Here is a 24,773-nt window from a genome sequence, read left to right as displayed (position 1 = left end):
GCTCCATGTCTGACGCCAAGGCGGACACGACCGCCAAGAAAAAGGCGGAGAACACGGCCTCGTCCCACACGCTTCTGGAAGGGCGGCTCGGCTATCAGCTCGAGTCCGCCCTTCTGGTGCGTGCGCTGACCCACCGTTCCTTCGCATACGAGAACGGCGGTCTGCCGACGAACGAGCGGCTGGAGTTCCTCGGGGACTCCGTGCTCGGCCTCGTCGTCACGGACACGCTGTATCGCACCCACCCCGACCTGCCCGAAGGCCAGCTGGCCAAGTTGCGGGCCGCGGTGGTCAACTCGCGTGCGCTGGCGGAGGTCGGTCGTGGCCTCGACCTGGGTTCCTTCATCCGGCTCGGCCGGGGTGAAGAGGGCACGGGCGGCCGGGACAAGGCATCCATCCTCGCCGACACCCTCGAAGCGGTGATCGGCGCGGTCTATCTCGATCAGGGCCTCGACGCGGCCTCCGAACTGGTGCACCGCCTGTTCGACCCGCTGATCGAGAAGTCCTCGAACCTCGGTGCCGGCCTGGACTGGAAGACCAGTCTCCAGGAGCTCACCGCGACCGAAGGCCTCGGCGTCCCCGAGTACCTGGTCACGGAGACCGGCCCCGACCACGAGAAGACCTTCACTGCTGCTGCCCGCGTCGGAGGCGTCTCGTACGGCACCGGCACCGGCCGCAGCAAGAAGGAGGCGGAGCAGCAGGCCGCCGAGTCCGCGTGGCGGTCCATCCGGGCCGCGGCGGACGAGCGTGCCAAGGCGGCGAAGTCCGTCGAGGCCGTCCCGGCCGCCGACGGCAGCCCGGACCCGGAGTCCGCCTCCGCCTGACGAACAGCGGCACAGCAGAAACGTAGAACAGCGGTACGAGACGAGCGCCCGCCCCCCGGTTGGGAGGCGGGCGCTCCGTACGGGGGATCCCATGCCCGAGTTGCCCGAGGTAGAGGTCGTCCGGCGCGGTCTGGAGCGGTGGGTCGCCCATCGCACGGTCGCCGACGCCGAGGTGCTGCACCCGCGTGCCGTACGCCGTCATGTCGCCGGCTCCGACGACTTCGCGCACCGACTCAAGGGCCACCGCATCGGCACCCCCAGCCGCCGGGGCAAGTATCTGTGGCTGCCGCTGACGGACACGCACCAGGCGGTCCTCGCCCACCTCGGTATGAGCGGGCAGCTCCTGGTACAACCGCACGAGGCCCCCGACGAGAAGCATCTGCGGGTCCGGGTGCGCTTCGCGGACACGGTGAACACCGAGCTGCGCTTCGTCGACCAGCGCACCTTCGGCGGGCTGTCGCTGCACGACACCACCCCCGACGGCCTGCCGGACGTCATCGCGCACATCGCCCGTGACCCCCTCGACCCGCTGTTCGACGACGAGGCGTTCCACCAGGCGCTGCGGCGCAAGCGCACCACCATCAAGCGCGCCCTGCTCGACCAGTCGCTGATCAGCGGGGTCGGCAACATCTACGCGGACGAGGCGCTGTGGCGTGCCCGTCTGCACTACGACCGTCCGACCGCGAACTTCACCCGTCCCCGCACGCTCGAACTCCTCGGCCATGTCCGGGACGTGATGAACGCGGCCCTTGCCGTGGGCGGCACCAGTTTCGACAGCCTGTACGTCAACGTCAACGGCGAGTCGGGCTACTTCGACCGGTCGCTGGACGCGTACGGCCGCGAGGGCCTGCCGTGCAAGCGGTGTGCGACGCCGATGGTGCGACGAGCGTGGATGAACCGGTCCAGCTACTTCTGCCCGAAGTGTCAGAAGGTGCCGCGCGTCCCGTCGTAGCGCTCGCGGGCGGCCAGTACGTCGCCCATGCGCCCCTCCACGCAGTGGATGAGGGACAGCAGCCGCTCGGCCACCTCGCGTCCCAGCGGTGTCAGTTCGTAGTCCACGCGGGGCGGGTTGGTCGGCTGGGCCTCGCGGTGCACCAGGCCGTCGCGCTCCAGCGCGTGCAGCGTCTGGGACAGCATCTTCTCGCTCACGCCGTCCACCCGGCGGCGCAACTCGTTGAAGCGCAGCGAACCCTCGTACAGCGCCCCGAGCGTGAGTCCGCCCCAGCGGCCCGTGACGTGCTCCAGCGTGCCGCGCGAGGGGCAGGCCTTGGCGAACACGTCGAACGGGAGGTCCTGGTCCTCCGTGCGCTGCTGGGTGACGTCCATGGCTCAAGCGTACTCGAAGGCAGCGCCATCTGACAGGTTGCACTAACCAGAAGTTAGTGCTTTCCTTTCGTTACCGCATTCGACCTGCCCTGTTCGAGGAGTGCCACATGTCCACGCCCGTCATCGCTGTCGCCTACCACTCCGGCTACGGCCACACCGCCGTGCTCGCGGAGGCCGTCCGTGCCGGGGCCGCCGACGCCGGGGCGGAGGTGCGTCTGATCAAGGTCGACGAGATCACCGAGGAGCAGTGGACGCTGCTCGACGGCTCCGACGCGATCGTCTTCGGCTCGCCGACCTACATGGGGACCGCGTCCGGTGCCTTCCACGCCTTCGCCGAGGCGACCTCCGCGCGCTGGGCCACCCAGGCGTGGCAGGACAAGCTCGCCGCCGGGTTCACCAACTCCGGCTCCAAGAGCGGCGACAAGCTGCACACGCTGCAGTTCTTCCAGATCCTCGCCGCACAGCTCGGCATGCACTGGGTCAACCTCGGCCTGCTGCCCGGCTGGAACAGCAGCACGGCGTCCGAGCACGACCTCAACCGCCTGGGCGTCTTCCTGGGCGCGGCCGCGCAGACCAACGTCGACGAGGGCCCGGACGCCGTCCACAAGGCCGACGTGGCGACGGCGGAACACCTGGGGCGGCGCGTCGCCGAGACCGCGAAGGTCTTCCTGGCCGGCCGCGCCCAGGCTGCTTGATCGTTTCTGCGGGTACGGTGCCCGCCGCCCGATCCCTGCTTCGGTCCTAGTAGCCGAAGTCCTGCGTCCACCAGGGGCCGCCGGAGCCCAGGTGGACACCGACGCCCAGCGTCTTGAAGTCGCAGTTCAGGATGTTGGCCTTGTGGCCGGGGCTGTTCATCCAGGCCTCCATGACCGCGGCCGCGTCGGCCTGGCCGCGGGCTATGTTCTCGCCGCCGAGGTCGGATATCCCGGCCTTCGCGGCCCGGTCCCACGGGGTCGCCCCGTCCGGATCGGTGTGGTCGAAGAAGCCGCGCGCGGCCATGTCGTCGCTGAACTTCTCGGCGAGCTTCGACAGCGCGCTGTTGTCGGAGACGGCGCTGCACCCGACCTTGGCCCGCTCCTCGTTGACCAGTGCCAGCACCTCGGCCGCGGCCTGCGCCTCGGCCGAGACCGTCACCGGGGACTCGGGCTTCTCCGGGGCTTTGGTGGCCGTCTTCGACTTGGACGGAGTGGTCTTCGGCTTCTTCGAGGGCGTGGCCTGCGGCTTCTCGGTGGCCGTCTCGGTCGGCGCCGCCGACGCGGTGGAGGTGGAGGGGGAAGGCGTCGGCGAGACCGAGGGCGAGGTCGACCGGCCGGCGTCGCGGCTGGTCGACGTGCCACCGCGTTCGGTGTCGGCGGCGGAGCCGGACGTGCCGCCCTGCTCGGAGGCCGAGTTGGTCGGGGAGTCGGCGGCCTGCACCTTGTCGCCCGAGCCGCTGCCGCCGCCGAGCTGGTAGTTGTCGAGACCGGGCACCACGCCCGTGGCCACCGCGACGGTGCCGATGGCGACGGCCGCGGAGACACCCAGCAGGCCCGTCTTGACCGGTGTGGCGACCTTGCGCTTGCGGCGGCGGCCGGCCGCCGCCCGGTTCGAGCCCGCCCGCAGGTCACCGTCGTCGGGCCGGAAGCCGTCCACCGAGAAGACCGCGGTGTCGTCGTGGGCGTACTCGCCGCCGGTGGCGTACAGGTACTCCCGGCTTCTGGCGACGGAGTCGGCGTACGCCTCCGGGTTCAGATACGGCGCGATGCCCATCGTGGGGCGCTCGTCGGCGTACGGGTCCTGCGGGTTGTGAATGTCCGCGTGCGAGCCGTGCGTCTGTGTGACCCCCGTGGCGCGGCCCGTGGCGGCGCGGCCGGCGGCGGAGCGTCGGTGGCGTCCCATGTCCTTGCCTTCCTCGTCCAAGCGGTGTTCCCCACGGTCTGCCGAAGGGCTGGGGCGACGCGCGCCTCCTGCGCCCTCTGGTCGACCTGACTCACCCGATCGAGTGAGTTTCATATGAGAATCATTGGGTGGGGACGGTACCGCATGGCCCTGGGGGAGGAAGTGCTCCGAGCGACTTTGCCCGGTTAGGTTGCACCCATGAACGAGGATGTACGGCTGGTCGCCTGGGTGCGCGGACATGTCCAGGGTGTGGGTTTCCGCTGGTTCACCCGGGCCAAGGCGCTGGAGATCGGCGGACTGAGTGGTTTTGCTCTCAATCTGGCCGACGGACGGGTTCAGGTCGTCGCGGAAGGGGCCCGAGAGGGCTGTGAGGGACTGCTCGGGTGGCTCCTGGGTGACGACACGCCCGGGCGGGTGGACGGCGTCACCGAGATATGGGACACACCGCGCGGCGGCTACGACGGCTTCGCGATCCGCTGAGGAATACACGCGGAGCGGCCCGGAACGGACGCCGGTACATGCCAACGGCACCTGCCCCGGTGAAAAGAGGCAGGTGGTTGCCAAGAATTGCTTGCGGTGGAAGGCTCCGCACGTCAGGATGATCGCCACGCCCCGAGGGCCCCGCAGGAGTCGCAGCGCCGCCGTTCAGGCCGCGCGCCACCGGGATGCCCGCCAATACGGGGCGTGATCGTGTTGACCGTCAAACTTTTTGGTGAGACGCTGAAAGCACCCCGCGCACCTCAGCTGTTTGGCATGGATGAACGGCAGCACAACCAAGATCCTGGCAAGCACCGCGGGTGCGAATCCCTCACGACCCACACCGCTTCGGTCGGTCACTCATTGTGGAGGACCATCCATCATGGCAAAGGCGCTTCTCGGTTACGTCGGCGGCTCCGACCCGCGACTCCTCGCCGAGATGCGACGGCTCCAGCAGCGTGTACAGGACCTGGAATCCGAGCTCGGACGGATCCAGGCCGAGAACGACGCGCTGACGGCTGCCGCTTCTCACGAATCGCTTCTGGAGAGCATCGACGCACGCCAGGCGGAGCCTGCGCTCACCTGATCGCTGCACCGCTGCACAACGGCACACGCAGTGGTCGGGCGGCTCATCCCACCGCGTCGGACCGCTAAGTTGTCAGAGTTTGCAAGGGACGCTTCGGCGTCCCTTCTTTCTTTCCCCCGCCTCGTCTTTACCGCCGTCGTCCTGCTCGCTCTTTTGCCTCCCCCGCGCACCCTTTCAGTCTCTTAACGTTGGGTGTGCCCTGCGCGTTCATGGGTGAAACCGCGGGTTCATGGAGTGAGACACCCCCGGAAGGTAGAGTCCAGCGCCGTGCACCTCAAGGCCCTGACCCTCCGGGGGTTCAAGTCGTTCGCCTCGGCGACCACGCTCAGGTTCGAACCGGGGATCACGTGCGTCGTCGGACCGAACGGCTCGGGCAAGTCCAACGTCGTCGACGCACTCAGCTGGGTCATGGGCGAGCAGGGCGCGAAGTCGCTGCGCGGCGGCAAGATGGAGGACGTCATCTTCGCCGGCACCACCGGCCGCCCCCCGCTGGGCCGCGCCGAGGTGTCCCTGACCATCGACAACTCCGACGGGGCGCTGCCCATCGAGTACGCCGAGGTCACCATCACGCGGATCATGTTCCGCAACGGCGGCAGCGAGTACCAGATCAACGGTGACACCTGCCGGCTCCTCGACATCCAGGACCTGTTGTCCGACTCCGGCATCGGCCGCGAGATGCACGTCATCGTCGGCCAGGGCCAGCTCGACTCCGTCCTGCACGCCGATCCGATGGGCCGCCGCGCCTTCATCGAGGAGGCAGCGGGCGTCCTCAAGCACCGCAAGCGCAAGGAGAAAGCGCTCAGGAAACTGGACGCGATGCAGGCCAACCTCGCGCGCGTGCAGGACCTGACCGACGAACTACGGCGTCAACTCAAGCCCCTCGGCCGTCAGGCCGCCGTCGCCCGCCGCGCCGCCGTCATCCAGGCCGACCTGCGCGACGCCCGCCTGCGCCTCCTCGCCGACGATCTCGTACGGCTGCGCGAGGCACTGCGGACCGAGGTCGCCGACGAGGCCGCCCTCAAGGAGCGCAAGGAGGCCGCCGAGCAGGAACTGCGCAAGGCCCTCCAGCGGGAGTCCCTGCTGGAGGACGAGGTCCGCCGGCTCGCACCGCGCCTCCAGCGCGCCCAGCAGACCTGGTACGAGCTGTCCCAGCTCGCCGAGCGCGTCCGCGGCACGATCTCGCTCGCCGACGCACGCGTGAAGAGCGCCACCTCCGCGCCGCCCGAGGAACGCCGCGGCCGCGAGCCCGAGGACATGGAGCGCGAGGCCGCCCGGGTCCGCGAGCAGGAGGCCGAGCTGGAGGCCGCCCTCGAGGCGGCCCAGCACGCGCTCGACGACACCGTCTCCCACCGCGCCGACCTGGAGCGCGAGCTCGCCGTCGAGGAACGGCGACTGAAGGACGTCGCCCGGGCCATCGCCGACCGCCGTGAAGGCCTGGCCCGCCTGAACGGCCAGGTCAACGCGGCCCGTTCGCGTGCCGCCTCCGCCCAGGCCGAGATCGACCGGCTCGCCGCCGCCCGCGACGAGGCCCAGGAGCGGGCCGTCGCCGCGCAGGAGGAGTACGAGGAGCTCAAGGCGGAGGTCGACGGCCTCGACGCGGGTGACCGGGAACTCGGGGAACAGCACGAGGCGGCCAAACAGCGGCTCGTCGAGGCGGAGGCCGCTCTCACCGCCGCCCGCGAGGCACTCACGGGGGCCGAACGCAGCCGCGCCGCGACCCAGGCCCGCCACGAGACCCTGGCGATGGGCCTGCGCCGCAAGGACGGCACGGGCGCGCTGCTCGGCGCACGGGACCGGCTGAGCGGACTGCTGGGTCCGGCGGCCGAACTGCTGACGGTGACGCAGGGGTACGAGGTCCCCCTCGCGGCGGCCTTCGGGGCGGCGGCGGACGCCCTCGCCGTGACCGGTCCGTCCGCGGCCGCCGAGGCGATCCGCCTGCTGCGCAAGCAGGACGGGGGCCGGGCCGCGCTGTTGCTGAGCGGCGCTCCGGACGACGTACCCCAGGAGCCGCGGGGGACCGATGGGCCGCCGTACGCCGCCGACCTCGTCCGGGGCCCCGCCGATCTCCTGCCCGCCGTACGGCGCCTGCTGCGGGGGATCGTCGTCGTCGGCACGCTGGAGGAGGCCGAGGAGGTCGTCTACGCCAGGCCCGATCTGACCGCCGTCACCGCCGAGGGCGACCTGCTGGGGGCGCACTTCGCGCACGGCGGGTCCGCCGGCGCGCCCAGTCTGCTGGAGGTGCAGGCGTCCGTCGACGAGGCCGCGGCCGAGCTCGAGGAGCTGGCCGTGCGGTGCGCGGAGTTGACCGGCGCGCAGCTCGCGGCGGGGGAGCGGCGCAAGGAGTGTGCCGCGCTCGTCGAGGAGTCGGGGGAGCGGCGGCGGGCCGCCGACCGGGAGAAGTCGGCCGTGGCCCAGCAGCTCGGGCGGCTCGCGGGACAGGCGCGGGGCGCCGCCGGTGAGGCCGAGCGGTCCACGGCGGCCGCGGCGCGGGCGCAGGAGGCGCTGGACCGGGCCGTGGAGGAGGCCGAGGAACTGGCCGAACGGCTGGCCGTCGCCGAGGAGATGCCGGTCGAGGAGGAGCCCGACACCTCGGCGCGCGACCGGCTCGCCGCGGACGGGGCCAACGCCCGGCAGACCGAGATGGAGGCGCGGCTCCAGGTCCGTACGCACGAGGAGCGGGTGAAGGGGCTGGCCGGGCGGGCCGACTCGCTGGACCGGGCCGCGCGGGCGGAACGCGAGGCACGCGCGCGTGCCGAGCAGCGGCGGGCGCGGCTGCGGCACGAGGCCGCCGTCGCGGAAGCCGTGGCCTCCGGTGCGCGCCAACTGCTCACCCATGTCGAGGTGTCGCTCGGACGGGCCGAGGCGGAGCGGGTCGCCGCCGATGCCGCCAAGGCGCGGCGCGAGCAGGAACTGGCCGCCGCCCGCACCGCCGGGCGCGACCTCAAGGCCGAGCTGGACAAGCTGACGGACTCGGTCCACCGCGGCGAGGTGCTCGGCGCCGAGAAGCGGATGCGGATCGAACAGTTGGAGACCAAGGCGCTGGAGGAGCTGGGGGTGGAACCCGCGGGGCTCGTCTCCGAGTACGGGCCCCACCAGCCGGTGCCGCCCTCGCCGCCCGCCGAGGGCGAGGTGCTGCCGGAGGACCCCGAGGACCCGCGCAACCAGCCGAGGCGTTTCCTGCGGGCCGAGCAGGAGAAGCGACTGCGGGCGGCCGAACGCGCCTATCAGCAGCTGGGCAAGGTGAACCCGCTTGCCCTGGAGGAGTTCTCCGCGCTGGAGGAGCGGCACAAGTTCCTCAGCGAGCAGTTGGAGGACCTCAAGAAGACCCGTGCCGACCTTCTTCAGGTCGTGAAGGAGGTCGACGAGCGGGTCGAGCAGGTCTTCACCGAGGCGTTCCGGGACACCGCACGACAGTTCGAGGGTGTGTTCAGCCGGCTCTTCCCGGGCGGCGAGGGGCGGCTGATCCTGACCGACCCCGACAACATGCTCACCACGGGCGTCGACGTCGAGGCCCGTCCGCCCGGCAAGAAGGTCAAGCGACTCAGCCTGCTCTCCGGTGGCGAGCGGTCGCTGACCGCCGTCGCCATGCTGGTGTCGATCTTCAAGGCCCGGCCCAGCCCGTTCTATGTCATGGACGAGGTCGAGGCCGCCCTCGACGACACCAACCTGCAGCGGCTGATCCGGATCATGCAGGAGCTCCAGGAGTCCTCGCAGCTGATCGTGATCACGCACCAGAAGCGCACGATGGAGGTCGCCGACGCGCTGTACGGCGTGTCCATGCAGGGCGACGGTGTGTCGAAGGTCATCAGCCAGCGTCTGCGCTGAGCGGGCCGGAGCGGGGTATCCGAAAGCAAGCCCCGAGCGGTTCTTCAAGAGTTGAACACATACTCCACACGTGTGCGCTGAAAAGTCACAGTCACCCCCTCTTGACTTCGACACTTGAAGGCATAGTCTCGGCACCGTTGCTTTTACCTTCAGGTGCCACCTATCTGGAGGTGTTGATCCCGTCGGCGGCGTTGCCGGCGGCCCGAGGAGTTGAACGTGACCAGCACAGAGCAGGCACAAAAGTCAGGAGCCGCGACGGCTCACCCCGATCATCTCGGGCACGTCATCTTCATCGCGGCGGCGGCCGCGATGGGCGGCTTCCTCTTCGGCTACGACAGCTCCGTCATCAACGGCGCGGTCGAGGCCATCCGGGACCGCTACGACGTCGGCTCCGCAGCCCTGGCGCAGGTCATCGCCATCGCCCTGATCGGCTGCGCCATCGGCGCCGCGACCGCCGGCCGCATCGCCGACCGCATCGGCCGCATCCGGGTCATGCAGATCGCCGCCGTGCTGTTCACCGTCAGCGCCGTCGGCTCGGCGCTGCCCTTCGCGCTGTGGGACTTCGCCGCGTGGCGGGTCGTCGGCGGCTTCGCCATCGGTATGGCCTCCGTCATCGGCCCCGCCTACATCGCGGAGGTCGCCCCGCCCGCCTACCGCGGCCGCCTCGGTTCCTTCCAGCAGGCCGCGATCGTCATCGGCATCGCGATCTCGCAGCTGGTCAACTGGGGCCTGCTGAACGCCGCCGGCGGCGACCAGCGCGGCGAGCTCATGGGTCTGGAGGCCTGGCAGGTCATGCTGGGCGTCATGGTGGTCCCGGCCGTCCTCTACGGCCTGCTCTCCTTCGCCATCCCCGAGTCCCCGCGCTTCCTGATCTCCGTAGGCAAGCGCGAGCGGGCCCGCGACATCCTGGAAGAGGTCGAGGGCGACAAGATCGACCTGGACGCCCGCGTCGCCGAGATCGAGCACGCGATGAAGAGCGAGCACAAGTCCACCTTCAAGGACCTGCTCGGCGGCTCCTTCTTCTTCAAGCCGATCGTCTGGGTCGGTATCGGCCTGTCGGTCTTCCAGCAGTTCGTCGGCATCAACGTCGCGTTCTACTACTCCTCGACGCTGTGGCAGTCGGTCGGCGTCGACCCGACGGACTCGTTCTTCTACTCCTTCACCACGTCGATCATCAACATCGTCGGCACCGTGATCGCGATGATCTTCGTCGACCGCGTCGGCCGCAAGCCGCTGGCCCTCATCGGCTCCGTCGGCATGGTCGTCGGCCTCGGGCTGGAGGCCTGGGCGTTCTCCTTCGACCTGGTCGACGGCAAGCTGCCGGCCACCCAGGGCTGGATCGCCCTGATCGCCGCCCACGTGTTCGTCCTCTTCTTCGCCCTGTCCTGGGGTGTCGTCGTCTGGGTCTTCCTCGGCGAGATGTTCCCCAACCGGATCCGTGCCGCCGCCCTCGGCGTGGCCGCCTCCGCGCAGTGGATCGCCAACTGGGCCATCACCGCGAGCTTCCCGTCGCTGGCCGACTGGAACCTCTCCGCGACCTACGTGATCTACACGGCCTTCGCCGCGCTCTCCATCCCGTTCGTCCTGAAGTACGTCAAGGAGACGAAGGGCAAGTCGCTGGAGGAGATGGGCTGAGCCTCCCGAAGAGGCCCCTGAACTCGAGGAGCCGGGCCACATCCCCGCTGCCCGCTCCTCGATACCCGTAGGACGTGCTGCCCCGGCTCACCCGTCGAGCCGGGGCAGCACGTCCTCGCAGAACAGCCGCAGTCCGCGCCACCCCTCCGCCGTCGGCATCCCGCCGGCCAGCGGATGCAGGACGAGGTTGTCGAGCCCCTGCGCCACACACTCGTCCGGTGTGAGGATCCGGTAGACCCCCTCGTCCCGGAGCTCCTGGACGCTGCCCGCCGCCGACCGCACGGCCGAGCGGATCTCGCCGGACTGCCAGGACGCGTACGTCCGTGCCTCGTGCAGGAAGTGCCCGCCGTACTCGGCCCACGCCCGGTCCGGATCCTCGGCGATGTGCAGCAGCGGGGTCTCGGCGGCCGGCATCATCGTCCAGCCCTCCGTCCCGTACTCCACGAGCCGCTCCTTGTAGTACGCCTCCAGCTCCGGAAGGTGCGCGCTGGGGAAGAAGGGCAGGCCGAGCCGGGCGGCCCGGCGGGCGGCCGCCTTCGATGAGCCGCCGACCAGCAGCAGCGGGTGCGGTGCGGAGGACGGACGCGGGGTGACCCGTACCGTACGGCCCCGGTACTCGAACTCCTCGCCGGTCCAGGCCTTGAGCAGGGTGTCGAGAAGCTCGTCCTGGAGCCGCCCGCGCCGCTTCCAGTCCACCCCCGCCCGCTCGTACTCCTCGGGCCGGTACCCGATTCCGGCGACCGTGACCAGCCGGCCGCCGCTCAGCAGGTCGAGCACCGCGATGTCCTCGGCCAGCCGCAGCGGGTCGTGCAGCGGGCCGATCACCGCCGAGACGGTGACCGCGAGCCGCCGGGTCGCGCCGAGCACGGCGCCCGCGAAGGCGAACGGCGACGGCAGCCAGTTGTTCTCGGCCCCGTGATGCTCCTCGGTCTGTACGGTCGTGACCCCGCACTCGTCGGCGTACGCGGCCATCTCCAGAGCGGCCCGGTACCGCACACCGAGCTCGGCCGGGGTCGCGCCGGGAGCGACGAGGTTGAAACGGACGACGGTGACGGGCATGGGAGGCCCCCCTTCGGCGGATGTGGGGGACCGTAGCTGACGTTGTGTCAGATCGCCATGGGTCGGTACGAGCCGGCGGTACGCTCCGGCCATGACCCGAGCCGTCGTGACGGACTGACGCGCGGCCGGGTCGCCACCCGCACCGGCGGGGAGGGGTCACGCATACTGGACGGGTTATGGAAACCGTCATCCTTGCTGTAGTCATCGCCGTGGTCGTGCTCGGTGTGCTCGGCGGGCTCGTGGTCGGCAGCCGACGGAAGAAGTCGCTGCCCCCGCCGCCCCCCACCACGCCCGACATCACCGCCCCTCCGGCCGAGCCGCATGTCGGCGACGAGGCCGAGACGCCGCGCGACGAACCGCGCCGCACGATAGAGGAGGTGGATCTTCCCGACGGCGGCCCGACCGGCACAGCCGTCGAGGAACCGCCCGTCGTCCCCCCTCTCGAGGTTCCCGAGCTCGAGATCCCGGAACCCACCGAGGGGCGGCTGGTCCGCCTCCGCGCCCGTCTGTCCCGCTCGCAGAACGCCCTCGGCAAGGGCCTGCTCACGCTGCTCTCCCGCGAGCACCTCGACGAGGACACCTGGGAGGAGATCGAGGACACGCTGCTCACCGCCGACGTCGGCGTGCAGCCCACCCAGGAGCTGGTCGAGCGGCTGCGCGAGCGCGTCAGGGTGCTCGGCACCCGCACTCCCGAGGAGCTGCGCAGCCTGCTGCGCGAGGAACTGCTCACGCTGGTCGGCACCGAGGTCGACCGCACCGTGAAGACCGAGCCCGAGGAGCGCAAGCCGGGCATCGTGATGGTCGTCGGGGTCAACGGCACCGGCAAGACCACCACCACCGGCAAGCTCGCGCGTGTGCTCGTGGCCGACGGACGGACCGTCGTCCTCGGTGCCGCCGACACCTTCCGCGCCGCCGCCGCCGACCAGCTCCAGACCTGGGGCGAGCGCGTCGGCGCACACACGGTGCGGGGCCCCGAGGCGGGCGACCCCGCCTCCGTCGCGTTCGACGCGGTGAAGGAGGGCAAGGAGATGGGGGTGGACGTCGTCCTCATCGACACCGCGGGGCGGCTGCACACCAAGACCGGGCTCATGGACGAGCTCGGCAAGGTCAAGCGGGTCGTCGAGAAGCACGCGCCGCTCGACGAGGTGCTGCTCGTCCTCGACGCCACCACTGGGCAGAACGGTCTCGTCCAGGCCCGTGTCTTCGCCGAGGTCGTGAACATCACCGGCATCGTCCTGACCAAGCTGGACGGCACGGCGAAGGGCGGCATCGTGATCGCGGTCCAGCGCGAGCTGGGCGTCCCGGTCAAGCTGATCGGACTCGGCGAGGGCGCGGACGACCTGGCGCCCTTCGAGCCGGAGGCCTTCGTGGATGCCCTTATCGGCGACTGAGGGCCGTCGGTCACCGCGCGGGGACCGCAACCGTCCGGTGAGGTCCCACGACGGCGATCCGCCGGATCCGCGAGAGCGGCGCCGGTCCAGGCGTGAAGAAGCGAGAAGCGCCCGCCCCCAGGTGCAGTGGGAGCGGGCGCTCGGCTGTGTGCGCGCCGTACGGCTCAGGCGCGCGACCGGTGGGCCAGATAGGCCAGGGTGCCCAGCAGCAGGCGGGCCTGAGGCGGGCGGGTGGCCGAGTCCAGTGCGGGTGGGCGCAGCCAGCGCACCGGGCCGAGCCCGCCGCGGTCGGAGGGCGGGGCCGTGATGCAGGTGCCGGGGCCCAGGCCGCGCAGATCCAGGGCGGTCGGGTCGTCCCAGCCCATGCGGTAGAGCAGCCCGGTCAGTTCGGCGGCGGCGCCGGGCGCGACGAAGAACTGGGTGCGGCCCTCGGGGGTGGCGGTCACCGGGCCGAGGGGGAGACCCATACGCTCCAGCCGGACCAGGGCGCGACGGCCGGCGGGCCCGGCGACGTCGATCACGTCGAACGCGCGCCCGACGGGCAGCATGACCGCGGCGCCCGGGAACTCCGACCAGGTTCTGCTCACGTCGTCGAGCGTGGCCCCGGCGGGGACCCGGGGTGCGAACGCCAGGGGATGCGCGCCCGGTTCGCGACAGTCGGAGCGCCCGCACGAGCAGACGCCCGCCGCGGCCCGCGCGCCGGGCACCGCGTCCCAGCCCCACAGTCCCGTGAACTCGGCGACGGCGGTGCACTCGGACGAGCGACCGCGCCTGCGCGCGCCGGAGCGGATCTCGCGAATGCCGCCGATCGTGAAGCCCATGCCCCCTCCAACGGGTTCGACGCGCCGATGGTTACGCAGCGGTCGATCGTCGTGACTCTGTGTGCTTCCGCTTCCCGTCGACCGCTCGATCCAGGCAGCGCCTGGAAGCGCTCCGGGTGGTGTGTCGGGCGGCGCGCGCCCCTGAGTGCTTCGCTCCGCTCACTCCCGGCTGTCCTATGTCAAGTGAATCGCGTACGAGTCACCGGGAGTTCATTCGAAGGGGTGGCGAATGGTGGCGTTTCCGGGATCCTCGTGGCCGGAGCCGTGATCGTAGGATTACTTTGAGTGTGCGGGTCCTGGAGGCACATGCGCTTGTGGGTATGCCGGAGGCAAGTCGGCTTTCCGTTCGAAGGGTGACAAGTACCGTACGGCAGGCCGTATTTACCGGCATTCTGATAAGGCTTGGCGCACTCAGTGACAAGTGGTCTCAGGGATGGGGGCGTTCCAGTGAGCGGCAACGGCGGAAGCGGAAACAACGCTGCGGGTGGGGACAAGCGCCCGAACGAGCTGCTCTCTTCGTGGTTCGTGCGCAGCGGCTGGTCGAAGGGTGAACTCGCCCGTCAAGTCAACCGCCGGGCACGCCAGTTGGGTGCCAACCACATCTCCACGGACACCTCGCGCGTGCGTCGCTGGCTGGACGGCGAGAACCCCCGCGAGCCCATCCCGAGGATCCTGTCCGAGCTGTTCTCCGAGCGGTTCGGCTGTGTCGTCTCCGTCGAGGACCTCGGGCTGCGCGCCGCGCGCCAGGCGCCCTCCGTGACCGGCGTCGACCTGCCGTGGACGGCCCCGCAGACGGTGGCCCAGCTCAGCGAGTTCTCCCGCAGCGACCTGATGCTGGCGCGGCGCGGCTTCCTCGGGACCTCGCTCGCGCTGTGCGCGGGCCCGTCGCTCATCGAGCCCATGCAGCGCTGGCTCGTCCCCTCGCCGCCCGCCCCGCTCGAGGAACCGGACTCGATGCCGACCAGCCGGGCCCGCGGCCGGCTCTCCCGGCCCGAGCTGGACCTGCTGGAGTCCACCACCGTGATGTTCCGGCAGTGGGACGCCCAGTGCGGCGGCGGGCTGCGCCGCAAGGCGGTCGTCGGGCAGCTGCACGAGGTGACGGACCTCCTCCAGGAGCCGCAACCCGAGTCCACCGCGAGGAGGCTCTTCAAGGTCGCCGCCGAACTGGCGGAACTCGCGGGCTGGATGAGCTACGACGTGGGGCTCCAGCCCACCGCGCAGAAGTACTTCGTGCTCGCCCTGCACGCGTCGAAGGAGGCCGGCGACCGGCCGCTCGGCAGTTACGTGCTGTCCAGCATGAGCCGCCAGATGATCCACCTGGGCCGACCCGAGGACGCCCTGGAACTGATCCACCTCGCGCAGTACGGCAGCCGGGACTGCGCGAGCCCGCGCACCCAGTCGATGCTGTATGCGATGGAGGCCCGCGCCTACGCCAACATGGGGCAGCCCGGCCGGTGCAAGAGGGCGGTGCGGATGGCCGAGGACACCTTCGCCGAATCGGACGAGTGGGACGAGCCGGACCCCGACTGGATCCGCTTCTTCTCCGAGGCCGAGCTCTACGGCGAGAACAGCCACTCGTTCCGCGACCTCGCCTACGTCGCCGGCCGCAGCCCCACCTACGCCTCGCTGGCCGAGCCCCTGATGCGCAAGGCCGTGCAGCTGTTCGCGGGCGACCACGACCACCAGCGGTCGTACGTGCTGAACCTGATCGGCATGGCCACGGTGCACCTCCTCCAGCGTGAGCCCGAGCAGAGCGCCACCCTCGCCACCCAGGCCATGAAGGAGGCCAAGAAGGTGCGCTCCGAGCGCGTCAACACTCGTATCCGAAAGACCGTCGACAGCGCCGTACGCGACTTCGGGGATCTCTCCGAGGTCGTGGACCTGACCGAGCGCCTCACCATCGAGCTGCCGGAGACGGCCGAAGCGGTCTGATCCGGCTGATCCACAGAGCACGACCCTGGACTCCGGCCGCGGCCGGCCCTCCCGAACTGCCCGACTCGGCTCCCCCATGCCAGGTCATTCGGAAGGCCGCCCGCGGCCGGTTTATTGCGTTCTCCGAAGGTTGCGCCACGATAACGATCCATTCGACGAACATCAGCCAGTTCATCGAGGCGTAACGCACGAGGCGCCTTCGTCACAGCGGCGAAACAACGAGGGGCGTCCACCGAAACCGCGCTGCGCGAATCTCATGGCGCATAACCGGCCCACCCCTCACGACCCGCACTGGCTTCGCCCGCACGGGGCCGTACCTACGACGAGGAGACGCCGATGGCAGCAGCCATCACGCTTGCGGCGGACGCACCCACGCTGTCGTCCGCGAACACAGGCTTCATGCTCATCTGTTCCGCCCTGGTGCTGATCATGACCCCGGGCCTCGCCTTCTTCTACGGAGGCATGGTCCGCGTCAAGAGCACGCTCAACATGCTGATGATGAGTTTCATCAGCATCGGCATCGTCACCATCCTGTGGGTGTTGTACGGCTTCTCCCTCGCTTTCGGCACCGACTCCGGCAGCCTCATCGGCTGGAATTCCGACTGGGTCGGTCTCAGCAACATCGGCCTGACGGAGCTGTGGGACGGCTACACCATCCCGATCTTCGTGTTCATGGTCTTCCAGATGATGTTCGCGATCATCACGCCCGCCCTGATAAGCGGTGCGCTGGCCGACCGCGTCAAGTTCTCCGCGTGGGCGCTGTTCGTCGCCCTGTGGGCCACGGTCGTCTACTTCCCGGTCGCGCACTGGGTCTGGGGCGCCGGCGGCTGGGCCTTCGAGCTGGGCGTCATCGACTTCGCCGGTGGTACGGCGGTGCACATCAACGCCGGTGCCGCGGCCCTCGGCGTGATCCTCGTCATCGGCAAGCGCGTCGGGTTCAAGAAGGACCCGATGCGCCCGCACAGCCTGCCGCTGGTCATGCTCGGCGCCGGTCTGCTGTGGTTCGGCTGGTTCGGCTTCAACGCCGGCTCGTGGCTCGGCAACGACGACGGCGTCGGCGCGCTGATGTTCGTCAACACGCAGGTCGCCACCGCCGCCGCCATGCTGGCCTGGCTCGTCTACGAGAAGATCCGGCACGGCGCGTTCACCACGCTGGGCGCCGCCTCCGGCGCGGTCGCCGGTCTGGTCGCCATCACCCCCTCGGGTGGTGCGGTCACCCCGCTCGGCGCGATCGCCGTCGGTGCCATCGCCGGACTCCTGTGCGCCATGGCCGTCGGCCTGAAGTACAAGTTCGGCTACGACGACTCGCTCGACGTCGTCGGGGTCCACCTGGTCGGCGGTGTCGTCGGCTCGCTGCTGATCGGCTTCTTCGCCAGCGGCAAGGGCCAGTCCACGGCGACCGGTGTCTTCTACGGCAACCACTCCTTCGACCAGCTGTGGAAGCAGTGCGCCGGTGTCTTCGCGGTCCTCGCCTACTCGCTGGTGGTCTCCGCGATCCTCGCCTTCCTCCTCGACAAGACCATCGGCATGCGGGTCTCCGAGGACGACGAGGTGGCCGGCATCGACCAGGCCGAGCACGCCGAGACCGCATACGACTTCAGCGGGGCCGGCGGCGGCGCCGCCCGCACGACCGCCCTCCCGACCGCGGTCACCGACGCGAGCAAGAAGGTGGACGCATGAAGCTCATCACCGCCGTCGTGAAGCCCCACCGGCTCGACGAGATCAAGGAAGCCCTTCAGGCCTTCGGCGTCCACGGTCTGACGGTCACCGAGGCCAGCGGTTACGGTCGTCAGCGGGGACACACCGAGGTCTACCGCGGCGCCGAGTACACGGTCGACCTCGTTCCCAAGATCCGCATCGAGGTGCTGGCCGAGGACGACGACGCCGAGCAGCTGATCGACGTCATCGTCAAGGCGGCCCGTACCGGCAAGATCGGTGACGGCAAGGTCTGGTCCCTCCCGGTCGAGACGGCCGTACGGGTCCGCACCGGCGAGCGCGGCCCGGACGCGCTCTGACGGCAGAACAGAACAGGAGTCGCTGGGTGACGAGTACGGATGTGCGCAAGGATGCAGAGGACTCGGGACCCAGCGGCTACGCGGCGGCCCGGCTGCGCCTCCTCACCGAGGGGGCGCGGTCCGGGCCGCCGCGCCGTTCCGCCCTCGCGGAACTGACCGACGACTGGCTCTCGGGGCTCTTCACGGCCGGTACCGAGGATCTGAAGGGCGTGTCCCTGGTCGCCGTCGGCGGCTACGGCCGGGGCGAGCTGTCCCCGCGCAGCGACCTCGACCTCCTGCTGCTGCACGACGGCGCCGACCCCAAGGCGGTCGCCGCCCTCGCCGACCGGCTCTGGTACCCCGTGTGGGACCTGGGCCTCGCACTGGACCATTCCGTGCGCACCCCGGCCGAGGCCCGCAAGACCGCCGGGGAGGACCTCAAGGTCCAGCTCGGCCTCCTCGACGCCCGCCACCTCGTCGGCGACCCCGGTCTCACGGCGGGACTCCGTACGGCCGTCCTCGCCGACTGGCGCAACCAGGCGCCCAAGCGTCTCCCCGAGCTCCAGGAACTCTGCGTCGAGCGCGCCGAACGCCAGGGCGAGCTCCAGTACCTGCTGGAGCCGGACCTCAAGGAGGCGCGGGGCGGGCTGAGGGACGCCACCGCGCTGCGGGCCGTCGCCGCCTCCTGGCTGGCCGACGCGCCCCGCGAAGGCCTCGACGAAGCCCGGCGCCGGCTCCTCGACGTGCGGGACGCCCTGCACCTGGCCACCGGCCGCGCCACCGACCGCCTGGCCCTCCAGGAGCAGGACCAGGTGGCCGCCGAGCTGGGCCTGCTGGACGCCGACACGCTGCTGCGGCAGGTGTACGAGGCGGCCCGCGTCATCTCGTACGCGAGTGATGTCACCTGGCGCGAAGTGGGGCGCGTGCTGCGTTCACGTGCCGTGCGGCCGCGGCTGCGCGCCATGCTGGGCGGCGGTGCCAAGCCCGCCACCGAACGGTCCCCGCTGGCCGAAGGGGTGGTGGAGCAGGACGGCGAGGTGGTGCTCGCCCGTGCCGCACGCCCCGAACGCGACCCCGTGCTCCCGCTGCGCGCCGCGGCCGCCGCCGCGCAGGCAGGCCTCCCGCTCTCCCTGCACGCCGTACGGCGCCTCGCCGCCACCGTGCGCCCGCTGCCCACGCCCTGGCCCGCCGAGGCGCGTGAGCAGCTCGTGACCCTGCTCGGCTCGGGCCAGCCCACCATCGAGGTCTGGGAGGCGCTGGAGGCCGAGGGCCTGATCACGCGGCTGCTGCCCGACTGGGAGCGGGTGCGCTGCCGCCCGCAGCGCAACGCCGTGCACATCTGGACCGTCGACCGGCACCTCATCGAGACCGCCGTCCGCGCCTCCGAGTTCACCCGCCGGGTCAGCCGCCCCGACCTTCTGCTGGTCTCCGCGCTGCTGCACGACATCGGCAAGGGCTGGCCAGGCGACCACTCGGTCGCGGGCGAGATCATCGCCAAGGACGTCGCCGCCCGGATCGGCTTCGACCGCGCCGACGTCGCCGTCCTCTCCACGCTCGTACGGCATCACCTGCTGCTGATCGAGACGGCCACCCGGCGCGACCTGGAGGACCCGGCCACGGTCCGCTCGGTCGCCGAGGCGGTCGGCTCGCAGAGCACCCTGGAGCTGCTGCACGCGCTCACCGAGGCGGACGCGCTGGCCACCGGCCCCGCCGCCTGGTCGTCCTGGCGAGGTTCGCTCGTGGCGGACCTGGTCAAGCGGGTGGCGGCGGTGCTCGCCGGGGACGAGCCGGACGAGCCCGACGCCGCCGCGCCCACCGCCGAGCAGGAACGGCTCGCCATCGAGGCGGTCGCCACCAGCAGCCCGGTGCTGGCCCTGCGCGCCCAGACCGAGCCCCCCGCGGAGGACCGTCCGGCGGACGATCCCGAGCCGCTCGGTGTGGAACTGCTCATCGCCGTCCCCGACCAGGCGGGTGTGCTGCCCGCGGTGGCCGGTGTCCTCGCCATGCACCGGCTGACCGTCCGCACCGCCGAGCTGCGTGCCCTGGACCTGCCGACCGGGGTCGAGGGCTCCGTCCTGCTGCTGAACTGGCGGGTCGCCGCCGAGTACGGCTCCCTGCCCCAGGCGGCCCGGCTGCGCGCCGACCTGGTACGCGCCCTGGACGGCTCGCTGGACATCGCCGGACGGCTCGCGGAACGGGACGCCGCCTACCCCCGTCGGCGGGGCGTGGTCGCCCCTCCGCCGCGGGTGACGGTGGCCCCGGCGGCCTCCCGGCACGCGACGGTCATCGAGGTACGCGCGCAGGACGCGCCGGGGCTGCTGTTCCGGATCGGCCGCGCCCTGGAGGACGAGGGACTGCGGGTCCGCAGCATGCACGTCTCGACCCTCGGCGCGAACGCCGTGGACGCCTTCTACGTCACCGGGGCCGAAGGTGAGCCGCTGCCCGGCGACGAGGCCGCCTCGGTGACCCGCAAGCTGGAGGAGACACTGCGGGCGTGACCGTGTGCCGCGTGGCACACGTCCCCGCCCGCTGATTGCAGCAGGCGGGGACGAATGTCTTGCGCGGCCGGATACCCTGGAAGACGCTCAGACTGCCCCCGACTCCGAGGACCGACGCCGCCGTGTTCGATACTCTTTCCGATCGCCTTTCAGCGACCTTCAAGAACTTGCGCGGCAAGGGGCGCTTGAGCGAAGCGGACATCGACGCCACGGCGCGCGAGATCCGCATCGCACTCCTCGAAGCGGACGTGGCCCTGCCGGTCGTCCGCACGTTCATCAAGAACGTCAAGGAACGCGCTCTCGGCGCCGATGTCTCCAGGGCGCTGAACCCCGCCCAGCAGGTCCTGAAGATCGTCAACGAGGAACTCGTCACGATCCTCGGGGGCGAGACCCGGCGGCTGCGGTTCGCCAAGCAGCCGCCGACCGTGATCATGCTCGCCGGTCTCCAGGGCGCCGGTAAGACCACCCTCGCCGGCAAGCTCGGCCGCTGGCTGAAGGAGCAGGGCCACTCGCCGCTGCTCGTCGCCTGTGACCTCCAGCGCCCCAACGCCGTCAACCAGCTCAGCGTCGTCGCCGAGCGCGCCGGCGTGGCCGTGTACGCCCCACAGCCCGGTAACGGGGTGGGCGACCCGGTCCAGGTCGCCAAGGACTCGATCGAGTTCGCCAAGGTCAAGGTCCACGACATCGTGATCGTGGACACCGCAGGACGGCTCGGCATCGACGCCGAGCTGATGCGGCAGGCCGCGGACATCCGCGACGCCGTCTCGCCCGACGAGATCCTCTTCGTCGTCGACGCGATGATCGGTCAGGACGCCGTCAACACGGCCGAGTCCTTCCGCGACGGCGTCGGCTTCGACGGTGTCGTACTGTCGAAGCTCGACGGCGACGCCCGCGGTGGCGCGGCCCTGTCGATCGCCTCGGTGACCGGCAAGCCGATCATGTTCGCGTCGAACGGCGAGAAGCTCGACGAGTTCGACGCCTTCCACCCTGACCGGATGGCCTCCCGCATCCTCGACATGGGTGACCTGCTCACCCTGATCGAGCAGGCGGAGAAGACGTTCAGCCAGGAAGAGGCCGAGAAAATGGCCTCCAAGCTGGCGTCCAAGAAGGGCCAGGACTTCACCCTGGACGACTTCCTGGCCCAGATGGAGCAGGTCAGGAAGATGGGCAGCATCAGCAAGCTGCTCGGGATGCTGCCCGGCATGGGCCAGATCAAGGATCAGATCGCCAACCTCGACGAGCGTGACGTCGACCGTACGGCCGCGATCATCAAGTCGATGACCCCGGCCGAGCGCCACGAGCCGACGATCATCAACGGCTCGCGCCGCGCCCGTATCGCCAAGGGTTCCGGCGTCGAGGTCAGCGCGGTGAAGGGCCTGGTCGAGCGGTTCTTCGAGGCGCGCAAGATGATGTCCCGGATGGCCCAGGGCGGCGGCATGCCCGGGATGCCGGGGATGCCGGGCATGGGTGGCGGCGCCGGCCGGCAGAAGAAGCAGCCGAAGCAGGCCAAGGGCAAGCAGCGTTCCGGCAACCCGATGAAGCGCAAGCAGCAGGAGCTGGAGGAGGCCCAGCGCCGCGAGGCCCAGGCCCAGGGCGGCAACGCGCTCGGGCTGCCGCAGCAGGGCGCCCAGGACTTCGAGCTGCCGGACGAGTTCAAGAAGTTCATGGGCTGACGGCCCGCCGCAGGCGGCTCGGCGCCGAGCCGAGCCCGTCCGTACACCGTGTGGGGCGCTCTTCCGTTCGCGGAGGGGCGCCCCACACGGCGTACGGACGGGAAGCGGCCGCGCGCGGGCAGGCGGACGCGCACCGGCGCACGGGCGTCACGCGGCCGGCGAAGGCCCACGGGAGGAGGCGTGCTCCTCGGCAGACGCGGGAGACGCGGGAGCTTCAGGGAGTCCGCGCGATGAGGTACCGGAACACATTCGGCATCCACACCGTCCCGTCCGGGCGCCGGTAGGGGTGCAGCGCCTCGGTCAGTTCCTTGTCGACCTGCGCCTGGTCCGTCGCCGCGACCGCCGCGTCGAACAGCCCCGTGGACAGCAGGCCCCTGAGGGCGCTCTCCACGTCGGCGTACCCGAAGGGGCAGGCCACCCGCCCCGATCCGTCCGGCCTCAGACCGGCCCGCCCGGCGACCTCCTCCAGGTCGTCGCGCAGCGCCGGGCGCAGCCGGACCGTGCCGCCGCGCAGCGGCTCGGCCAGTTTGGTCGCGATCCGCAACACCGCGGACGTGGCACAGCGTTCCGGCGGACCCCAGCCGACGAGCACCACCGGCGCCCCGCGAGCGGCGAGCGGTGTCGTGGCCGCGAGCAGACCGCCGAGCCCGTCCGCGTCGCCCGCGAGACACCCGATCGGCTCGAACGCGGTCACCAGGTCGTACGCGCGCGTGCCCGGGCCGGCCGTGTCCTTCGGCAACCGGTCCGTGAGGCGGATGCCGTCACCGTCCCCGCGCGCGCCATCGGCCCGTTCCCCGGACTCCTTCGGCAGCAGGCGCTCGCGCGCGAGGGCCAGCCGTTCGGGTGAGGAGGGTTCGACACCGGTGAGGGCCGCCGCGCCCCTGGAGGCCGCCATCAGCAGGGCGAGCCCCGAGCCGCAGCCGAGGGCGAGGAGCCTGGTGCCGGGCCCCACGTCCAGTCGCTCGTAGACGGCGTCGTAGAGCGGGACCAGCATCCGCTCCTGGATCTCCGACCAGTCACGCGCGCGTGCACCCGGGTCCGCGCGGGGCGTCGGCCCCGCGAGTGGCAGGTGCTGCCGCACGAGCGTAGGTGTCATGGATAAGCGCCCCAATCCGCCGAGAGTTGCCGCAGTAACCGATCAGGTGGCCCCCGTGCAGTGCGCTCGCACTTCCCCCCGTATGCCAGGTAACTCCCCGTACGCGACGGCGTCCAGGGGTCTCGGGCCCCCGCTTGTGCGCCGGCTGTGCCTGTGGCGAGAATTCACATTCCGGCAACTTGGGGCCGTACCATCGCGCCATGGCAAAGGCTCCCGTTCTCACCCCGCGGGCGGACGACTTCCCCCGCTGGTACCAGGATCTGATCAACAAGGCGGAACTGGCCGACAACGGACCAGTGCGCGGCACCATGGTGATCCGACCGTACGGTTACGGACTGTGGGAGCGGATGCAGGCGGAGATGGACGCCCGCATCAAGGAGACGGGCACCGAGAACGCGTACTTCCCGTTGCTGATCCCGCAGTCCTACCTCACGCGCGAGGCGGACCATGTCGAGGGATTCGCGCCCGAGTTGGCCGTGGTGACGCACGGGGGCGGCAAGGAGCTGGAGGAGCCGGCGGTCGTCCGGCCCACCTCCGAGACCATCGTCAACGAGTACTTCTCCAAGTGGGTGCAGAGCTACCGCGACCTGCCCCTGCTGATCAACCAGTGGGCCAACGTGGTCCGTTGGGAGCTGCGGCCCCGCCTCTTCCTGCGGACCTCCGAGTTCCTCTGGCAGGAGGGACACACCGCGCACGCCACGTACGAGGAGGCTCGCGACTTCGCCGCGCGCATCCAGCGCGAGGTCTACGGCGACTTCCTGGAGAACGTCCTCGCGATCGACTTCGTCTCCGGCCGCAAGACGGTCAAGGAGCGTTTCGCGGGCGCCGTCAACACCCTCACCCTCGAGTCCATGATGGGCGACGGCAAGGCCCTCCAGATGGTCACCAGCCATGAGCTGGGCCAGAACTTCGCCAAGGCCTTCAACACCCGGTACCTGACGAAGGAGGGCACCCAGGAACTGGTCTGGCAGACCTCCTGGGGTTCGACGACCCGCATGATCGGCGCCCTGGTGATGACCCACGGCGACGACGACGGGCTGCGGGTGCCGCCGCGGCTGGCCCAGGTCCAGGTCGTCGTCCTCGCGATCAAGGGCGACCACGCGGTTCTGGCCAAGGTCCGTGAGCTGGGCGACCGGCTGAAGGCGGCGGGGCTCCGCGTCCGGGTGGACGACCGTACCGACGTCCCCTTCGGGCGGCGCGCGGTCGACTGGGAGCTCAAGGGCGTGCCCGTCCGCGTCGAGATCGGGCCCCGTGACCTGGAGAACGGCACCGCGATGCTGGCCCGGCGCATCCCGGGAGGCAAGGAGCCGGTGGCGATCGACGCGATCGAGGCCCTGCTGCCCGCCGTCCTCGAAGAGGACCAGGCGCTGCTGCTGAAGCAGTCCCGTGAGCGCCGCGAATCCCGCACGACGGACGTCTCGACGATCGAGGAGGCGGCCGAGGCGGCCGTAGCCGGCGGCTGGGCGCGCATCCCGTGGGCGACGCTCGGCGAAGAAGGCGAGGCCAGGCTGGCCGAGCAGTCGCTGACCGTGCGCTGTCTGATCGCGGAGGACGGGTCGGTGCCGGACGACGGGGACGCCCCCGGTAACGTCGCCGTCGTCGCGCGCGCTTACTGAGACGGCGCCCTCCGCCCGTGAGAGCGACCGAAACGTCTCTTGCGCCCCTGCGGAACATCCCTACCCCGGCGTGCGGACATCGTCTACGCGCCGGGTCGTACGTGGGCCTACGCACCACCTTGGTAGGAGCTGTGAGGCTTCTCCG

The 24,773-nt window shown here is 70.9% G+C and carries 19 protein-coding genes; 14 read left to right on the top strand and 5 right to left on the bottom strand.

Translation table 11 applies throughout. The annotated features are described in order from the left end of the window. The first annotated feature begins 5 nt into the window (after positions 1 to 5). Together rnc and mutM are read left to right on the top strand one after the other, a co-directional pair. Entirely contained in the window at positions 6 to 821 is an 816-nt protein-coding gene (gene rnc, locus OHU34_RS12635) for a ribonuclease III (RefSeq protein WP_405766342.1), read from the top strand. A gap of 91 nt (positions 822 to 912) precedes the next feature. Then, complete coding sequence (gene mutM, locus OHU34_RS12630; protein ID WP_142266322.1) at positions 913 to 1,773, top strand: bifunctional DNA-formamidopyrimidine glycosylase/DNA-(apurinic or apyrimidinic site) lyase; 861 nt, start codon at positions 913 to 915, stop codon at positions 1,771 to 1,773. On the opposite strand, the gene OHU34_RS12625 is transcribed toward mutM, so the two are convergent. After that, a complete protein-coding gene (locus OHU34_RS12625; protein ID WP_142266323.1) occupies positions 1,746 to 2,147 on the bottom strand; it encodes a helix-turn-helix domain-containing protein in 402 nt (133 codons plus the stop codon). The two genes, mutM and OHU34_RS12625, sit on opposite strands and share 28 nt — an antisense overlap. A 107-nt stretch (positions 2,148 to 2,254) precedes the next feature. Between OHU34_RS12625 and OHU34_RS12620 the strand changes: the two genes are divergently transcribed. After that, positions 2,255 to 2,842, top strand: a complete 588-nt coding sequence (locus OHU34_RS12620; RefSeq protein WP_142266324.1) for a flavodoxin family protein — start codon at positions 2,255 to 2,257, stop codon at positions 2,840 to 2,842. A 46-nt stretch (positions 2,843 to 2,888) separates the two neighbouring features. Here OHU34_RS12620 and OHU34_RS12615 read toward each other — a convergent pair whose 3' ends face one another. Continuing rightward, on the bottom strand, positions 2,889 to 4,025 hold the full coding sequence (locus OHU34_RS12615) for a CAP domain-containing protein (RefSeq protein WP_405766338.1): 1,137 nt from the start codon (positions 4,023 to 4,025) through the stop codon (positions 2,889 to 2,891). 198 nt (positions 4,026 to 4,223) lie between these two features. Between OHU34_RS12615 and OHU34_RS12610 the strand changes: the two genes are divergently transcribed. The 4 genes from OHU34_RS12610 (at position 4,224) to OHU34_RS12595 (ending at position 10,548) form a co-directional block, all read left to right on the top strand. Continuing rightward, the gene (locus OHU34_RS12610; RefSeq protein ID WP_020128724.1) at positions 4,224 to 4,505 is read left to right on the top strand and encodes an acylphosphatase; all 282 of its coding nucleotides are present in this window, start codon (positions 4,224 to 4,226) and stop codon (positions 4,503 to 4,505) included. Positions 4,506 to 4,884: 379 nt separating this feature from the next. After that, positions 4,885 to 5,088, top strand: coding sequence for a hypothetical protein (locus OHU34_RS12605; RefSeq protein ID WP_020128723.1), 204 nt, complete (start codon positions 4,885 to 4,887; stop codon positions 5,086 to 5,088). Between the two features lie 267 nt (positions 5,089 to 5,355). Further along, entirely contained in the window at positions 5,356 to 8,913 is a 3,558-nt protein-coding gene (gene smc, locus OHU34_RS12600; protein ID WP_405766335.1) for a chromosome segregation protein SMC, read from the top strand. Positions 8,914 to 9,129: 216 nt separating this feature from the next. Next, complete coding sequence (locus OHU34_RS12595) at positions 9,130 to 10,548, top strand: sugar porter family MFS transporter (RefSeq protein ID WP_142266327.1); 1,419 nt, start codon at positions 9,130 to 9,132, stop codon at positions 10,546 to 10,548. Positions 10,549 to 10,635: 87 nt separating this feature from the next. Here OHU34_RS12595 and OHU34_RS12590 read toward each other — a convergent pair whose 3' ends face one another. Beyond that, positions 10,636 to 11,607 carry an LLM class flavin-dependent oxidoreductase gene (locus OHU34_RS12590; protein WP_142266328.1) on the bottom strand — a complete coding sequence of 324 codons (972 nt, stop codon included), beginning with the start codon at positions 11,605 to 11,607 and terminating at the stop codon, positions 10,636 to 10,638. A 176-nt stretch (positions 11,608 to 11,783) separates the two neighbouring features. Here OHU34_RS12590 and ftsY point away from each other — a divergent pair, with 176 nt between their 5' ends. Beyond that, positions 11,784 to 12,998, top strand: a complete 1,215-nt coding sequence (gene ftsY / locus OHU34_RS12585; protein ID WP_028806667.1) for a signal recognition particle-docking protein FtsY — start codon at positions 11,784 to 11,786, stop codon at positions 12,996 to 12,998. Positions 12,999 to 13,162: 164 nt separating this feature from the next. Here ftsY and OHU34_RS12580 read toward each other — a convergent pair whose 3' ends face one another. Further along, positions 13,163 to 13,819, bottom strand: a complete 657-nt coding sequence (locus OHU34_RS12580) for a bifunctional DNA primase/polymerase (RefSeq protein ID WP_142266329.1) — start codon at positions 13,817 to 13,819, stop codon at positions 13,163 to 13,165. 447 nt (positions 13,820 to 14,266) lie between these two features. Here OHU34_RS12580 and OHU34_RS12575 point away from each other — a divergent pair, with 447 nt between their 5' ends. The 5 genes from OHU34_RS12575 to ffh all read left to right on the top strand — a co-directional run bounded on the left by OHU34_RS12575 (position 14,267) and on the right by ffh (position 21,916). Next, a complete protein-coding gene (locus tag OHU34_RS12575) occupies positions 14,267 to 15,751 on the top strand; it encodes a hypothetical protein (RefSeq protein ID WP_142266330.1) in 1,485 nt (494 codons plus the stop codon). Positions 15,752 to 16,087: 336 nt separating this feature from the next. Next, positions 16,088 to 17,431 carry an ammonium transporter gene (locus tag OHU34_RS12570; protein WP_054239735.1) on the top strand — a complete coding sequence of 448 codons (1,344 nt, stop codon included), beginning with the start codon at positions 16,088 to 16,090 and terminating at the stop codon, positions 17,429 to 17,431. Further along, complete coding sequence (locus OHU34_RS12565) at positions 17,428 to 17,766, top strand: P-II family nitrogen regulator (protein ID WP_003997576.1); 339 nt, start codon at positions 17,428 to 17,430, stop codon at positions 17,764 to 17,766. Before OHU34_RS12570 ends, OHU34_RS12565 begins: the two co-directional genes overlap by 4 nt. A gap of 26 nt (positions 17,767 to 17,792) precedes the next feature. Next, positions 17,793 to 20,243 (top strand): [protein-PII] uridylyltransferase, encoded by a 2,451-nt coding sequence (locus OHU34_RS12560; RefSeq protein ID WP_142266331.1) that lies wholly within the window; start codon positions 17,793 to 17,795, stop codon positions 20,241 to 20,243. Positions 20,244 to 20,365: 122 nt separating this feature from the next. After that, entirely contained in the window at positions 20,366 to 21,916 is a 1,551-nt protein-coding gene (gene ffh, locus OHU34_RS12555; RefSeq protein WP_142266332.1) for a signal recognition particle protein, read from the top strand. 214 nt (positions 21,917 to 22,130) lie between these two features. On the opposite strand, the gene OHU34_RS12550 is transcribed toward ffh, so the two are convergent. After that, positions 22,131 to 23,012: a class I SAM-dependent methyltransferase gene (locus tag OHU34_RS12550; protein ID WP_405766329.1), complete on the bottom strand. Its 882-nt coding sequence runs from the start codon at positions 23,010 to 23,012 to the stop codon at positions 22,131 to 22,133. 200 nt (positions 23,013 to 23,212) lie between these two features. Between OHU34_RS12550 and proS the strand changes: the two genes are divergently transcribed. Continuing rightward, entirely contained in the window at positions 23,213 to 24,628 is a 1,416-nt protein-coding gene (gene proS / locus OHU34_RS12545) for a proline--tRNA ligase (protein WP_142266334.1), read from the top strand. The last annotated feature ends 145 nt before the right edge of the window (positions 24,629 to 24,773 follow it).

The sequence above is a fragment of the Streptomyces sp. NBC_00080 genome (assembly GCF_045041255.1).
In the GTDB taxonomy this organism is placed as follows: domain Bacteria; phylum Actinomycetota; class Actinomycetes; order Streptomycetales; family Streptomycetaceae; genus Streptomyces; species Streptomyces coriariae.
The sequence above is the reverse complement of the archived record's forward strand: the minus strand, read 5'-3'. Positions and strand labels throughout refer to the sequence as shown.

Excerpts from the sequence above, each read along its gene's own strand:
- rnc (WP_405766342.1), top strand. The coding sequence starts at position 6 with ATGTCTGACGCCAAGGCGGACACGACCGCCAAGAAAAAGGCGGAGAAC.
- mutM (WP_142266322.1), top strand. The coding sequence starts at position 913 with ATGCCCGAGTTGCCCGAGGTAGAGGTCGTCCGGCGCGGTCTGGAGCGG.
- OHU34_RS12625 (WP_142266323.1), bottom strand. The coding sequence starts at position 2,147 with ATGGACGTCACCCAGCAGCGCACGGAGGACCAGGACCTCCCGTTCGAC.
- OHU34_RS12620 (WP_142266324.1), top strand. The coding sequence starts at position 2,255 with ATGTCCACGCCCGTCATCGCTGTCGCCTACCACTCCGGCTACGGCCAC.
- OHU34_RS12615 (WP_405766338.1), bottom strand. The coding sequence starts at position 4,025 with ATGGGACGCCACCGACGCTCCGCCGCCGGCCGCGCCGCCACGGGCCGC.
- OHU34_RS12610 (WP_020128724.1), top strand. The coding sequence starts at position 4,224 with ATGAACGAGGATGTACGGCTGGTCGCCTGGGTGCGCGGACATGTCCAG.
- OHU34_RS12605 (WP_020128723.1), top strand. The coding sequence starts at position 4,885 with ATGGCAAAGGCGCTTCTCGGTTACGTCGGCGGCTCCGACCCGCGACTC.
- OHU34_RS12590 (WP_142266328.1), bottom strand. The coding sequence starts at position 11,607 with ATGCCCGTCACCGTCGTCCGTTTCAACCTCGTCGCTCCCGGCGCGACC.
- ftsY (WP_028806667.1), top strand. The coding sequence starts at position 11,784 with ATGGAAACCGTCATCCTTGCTGTAGTCATCGCCGTGGTCGTGCTCGGT.
- OHU34_RS12580 (WP_142266329.1), bottom strand. The coding sequence starts at position 13,819 with ATGGGCTTCACGATCGGCGGCATTCGCGAGATCCGCTCCGGCGCGCGC.
- OHU34_RS12570 (WP_054239735.1), top strand. The coding sequence starts at position 16,088 with ATGGCAGCAGCCATCACGCTTGCGGCGGACGCACCCACGCTGTCGTCC.
- OHU34_RS12565 (WP_003997576.1), top strand. The coding sequence starts at position 17,428 with ATGAAGCTCATCACCGCCGTCGTGAAGCCCCACCGGCTCGACGAGATC.
- OHU34_RS12550 (WP_405766329.1), bottom strand. The coding sequence starts at position 23,012 with ATGACACCTACGCTCGTGCGGCAGCACCTGCCACTCGCGGGGCCGACG.
- proS (WP_142266334.1), top strand. The coding sequence starts at position 23,213 with ATGGCAAAGGCTCCCGTTCTCACCCCGCGGGCGGACGACTTCCCCCGC.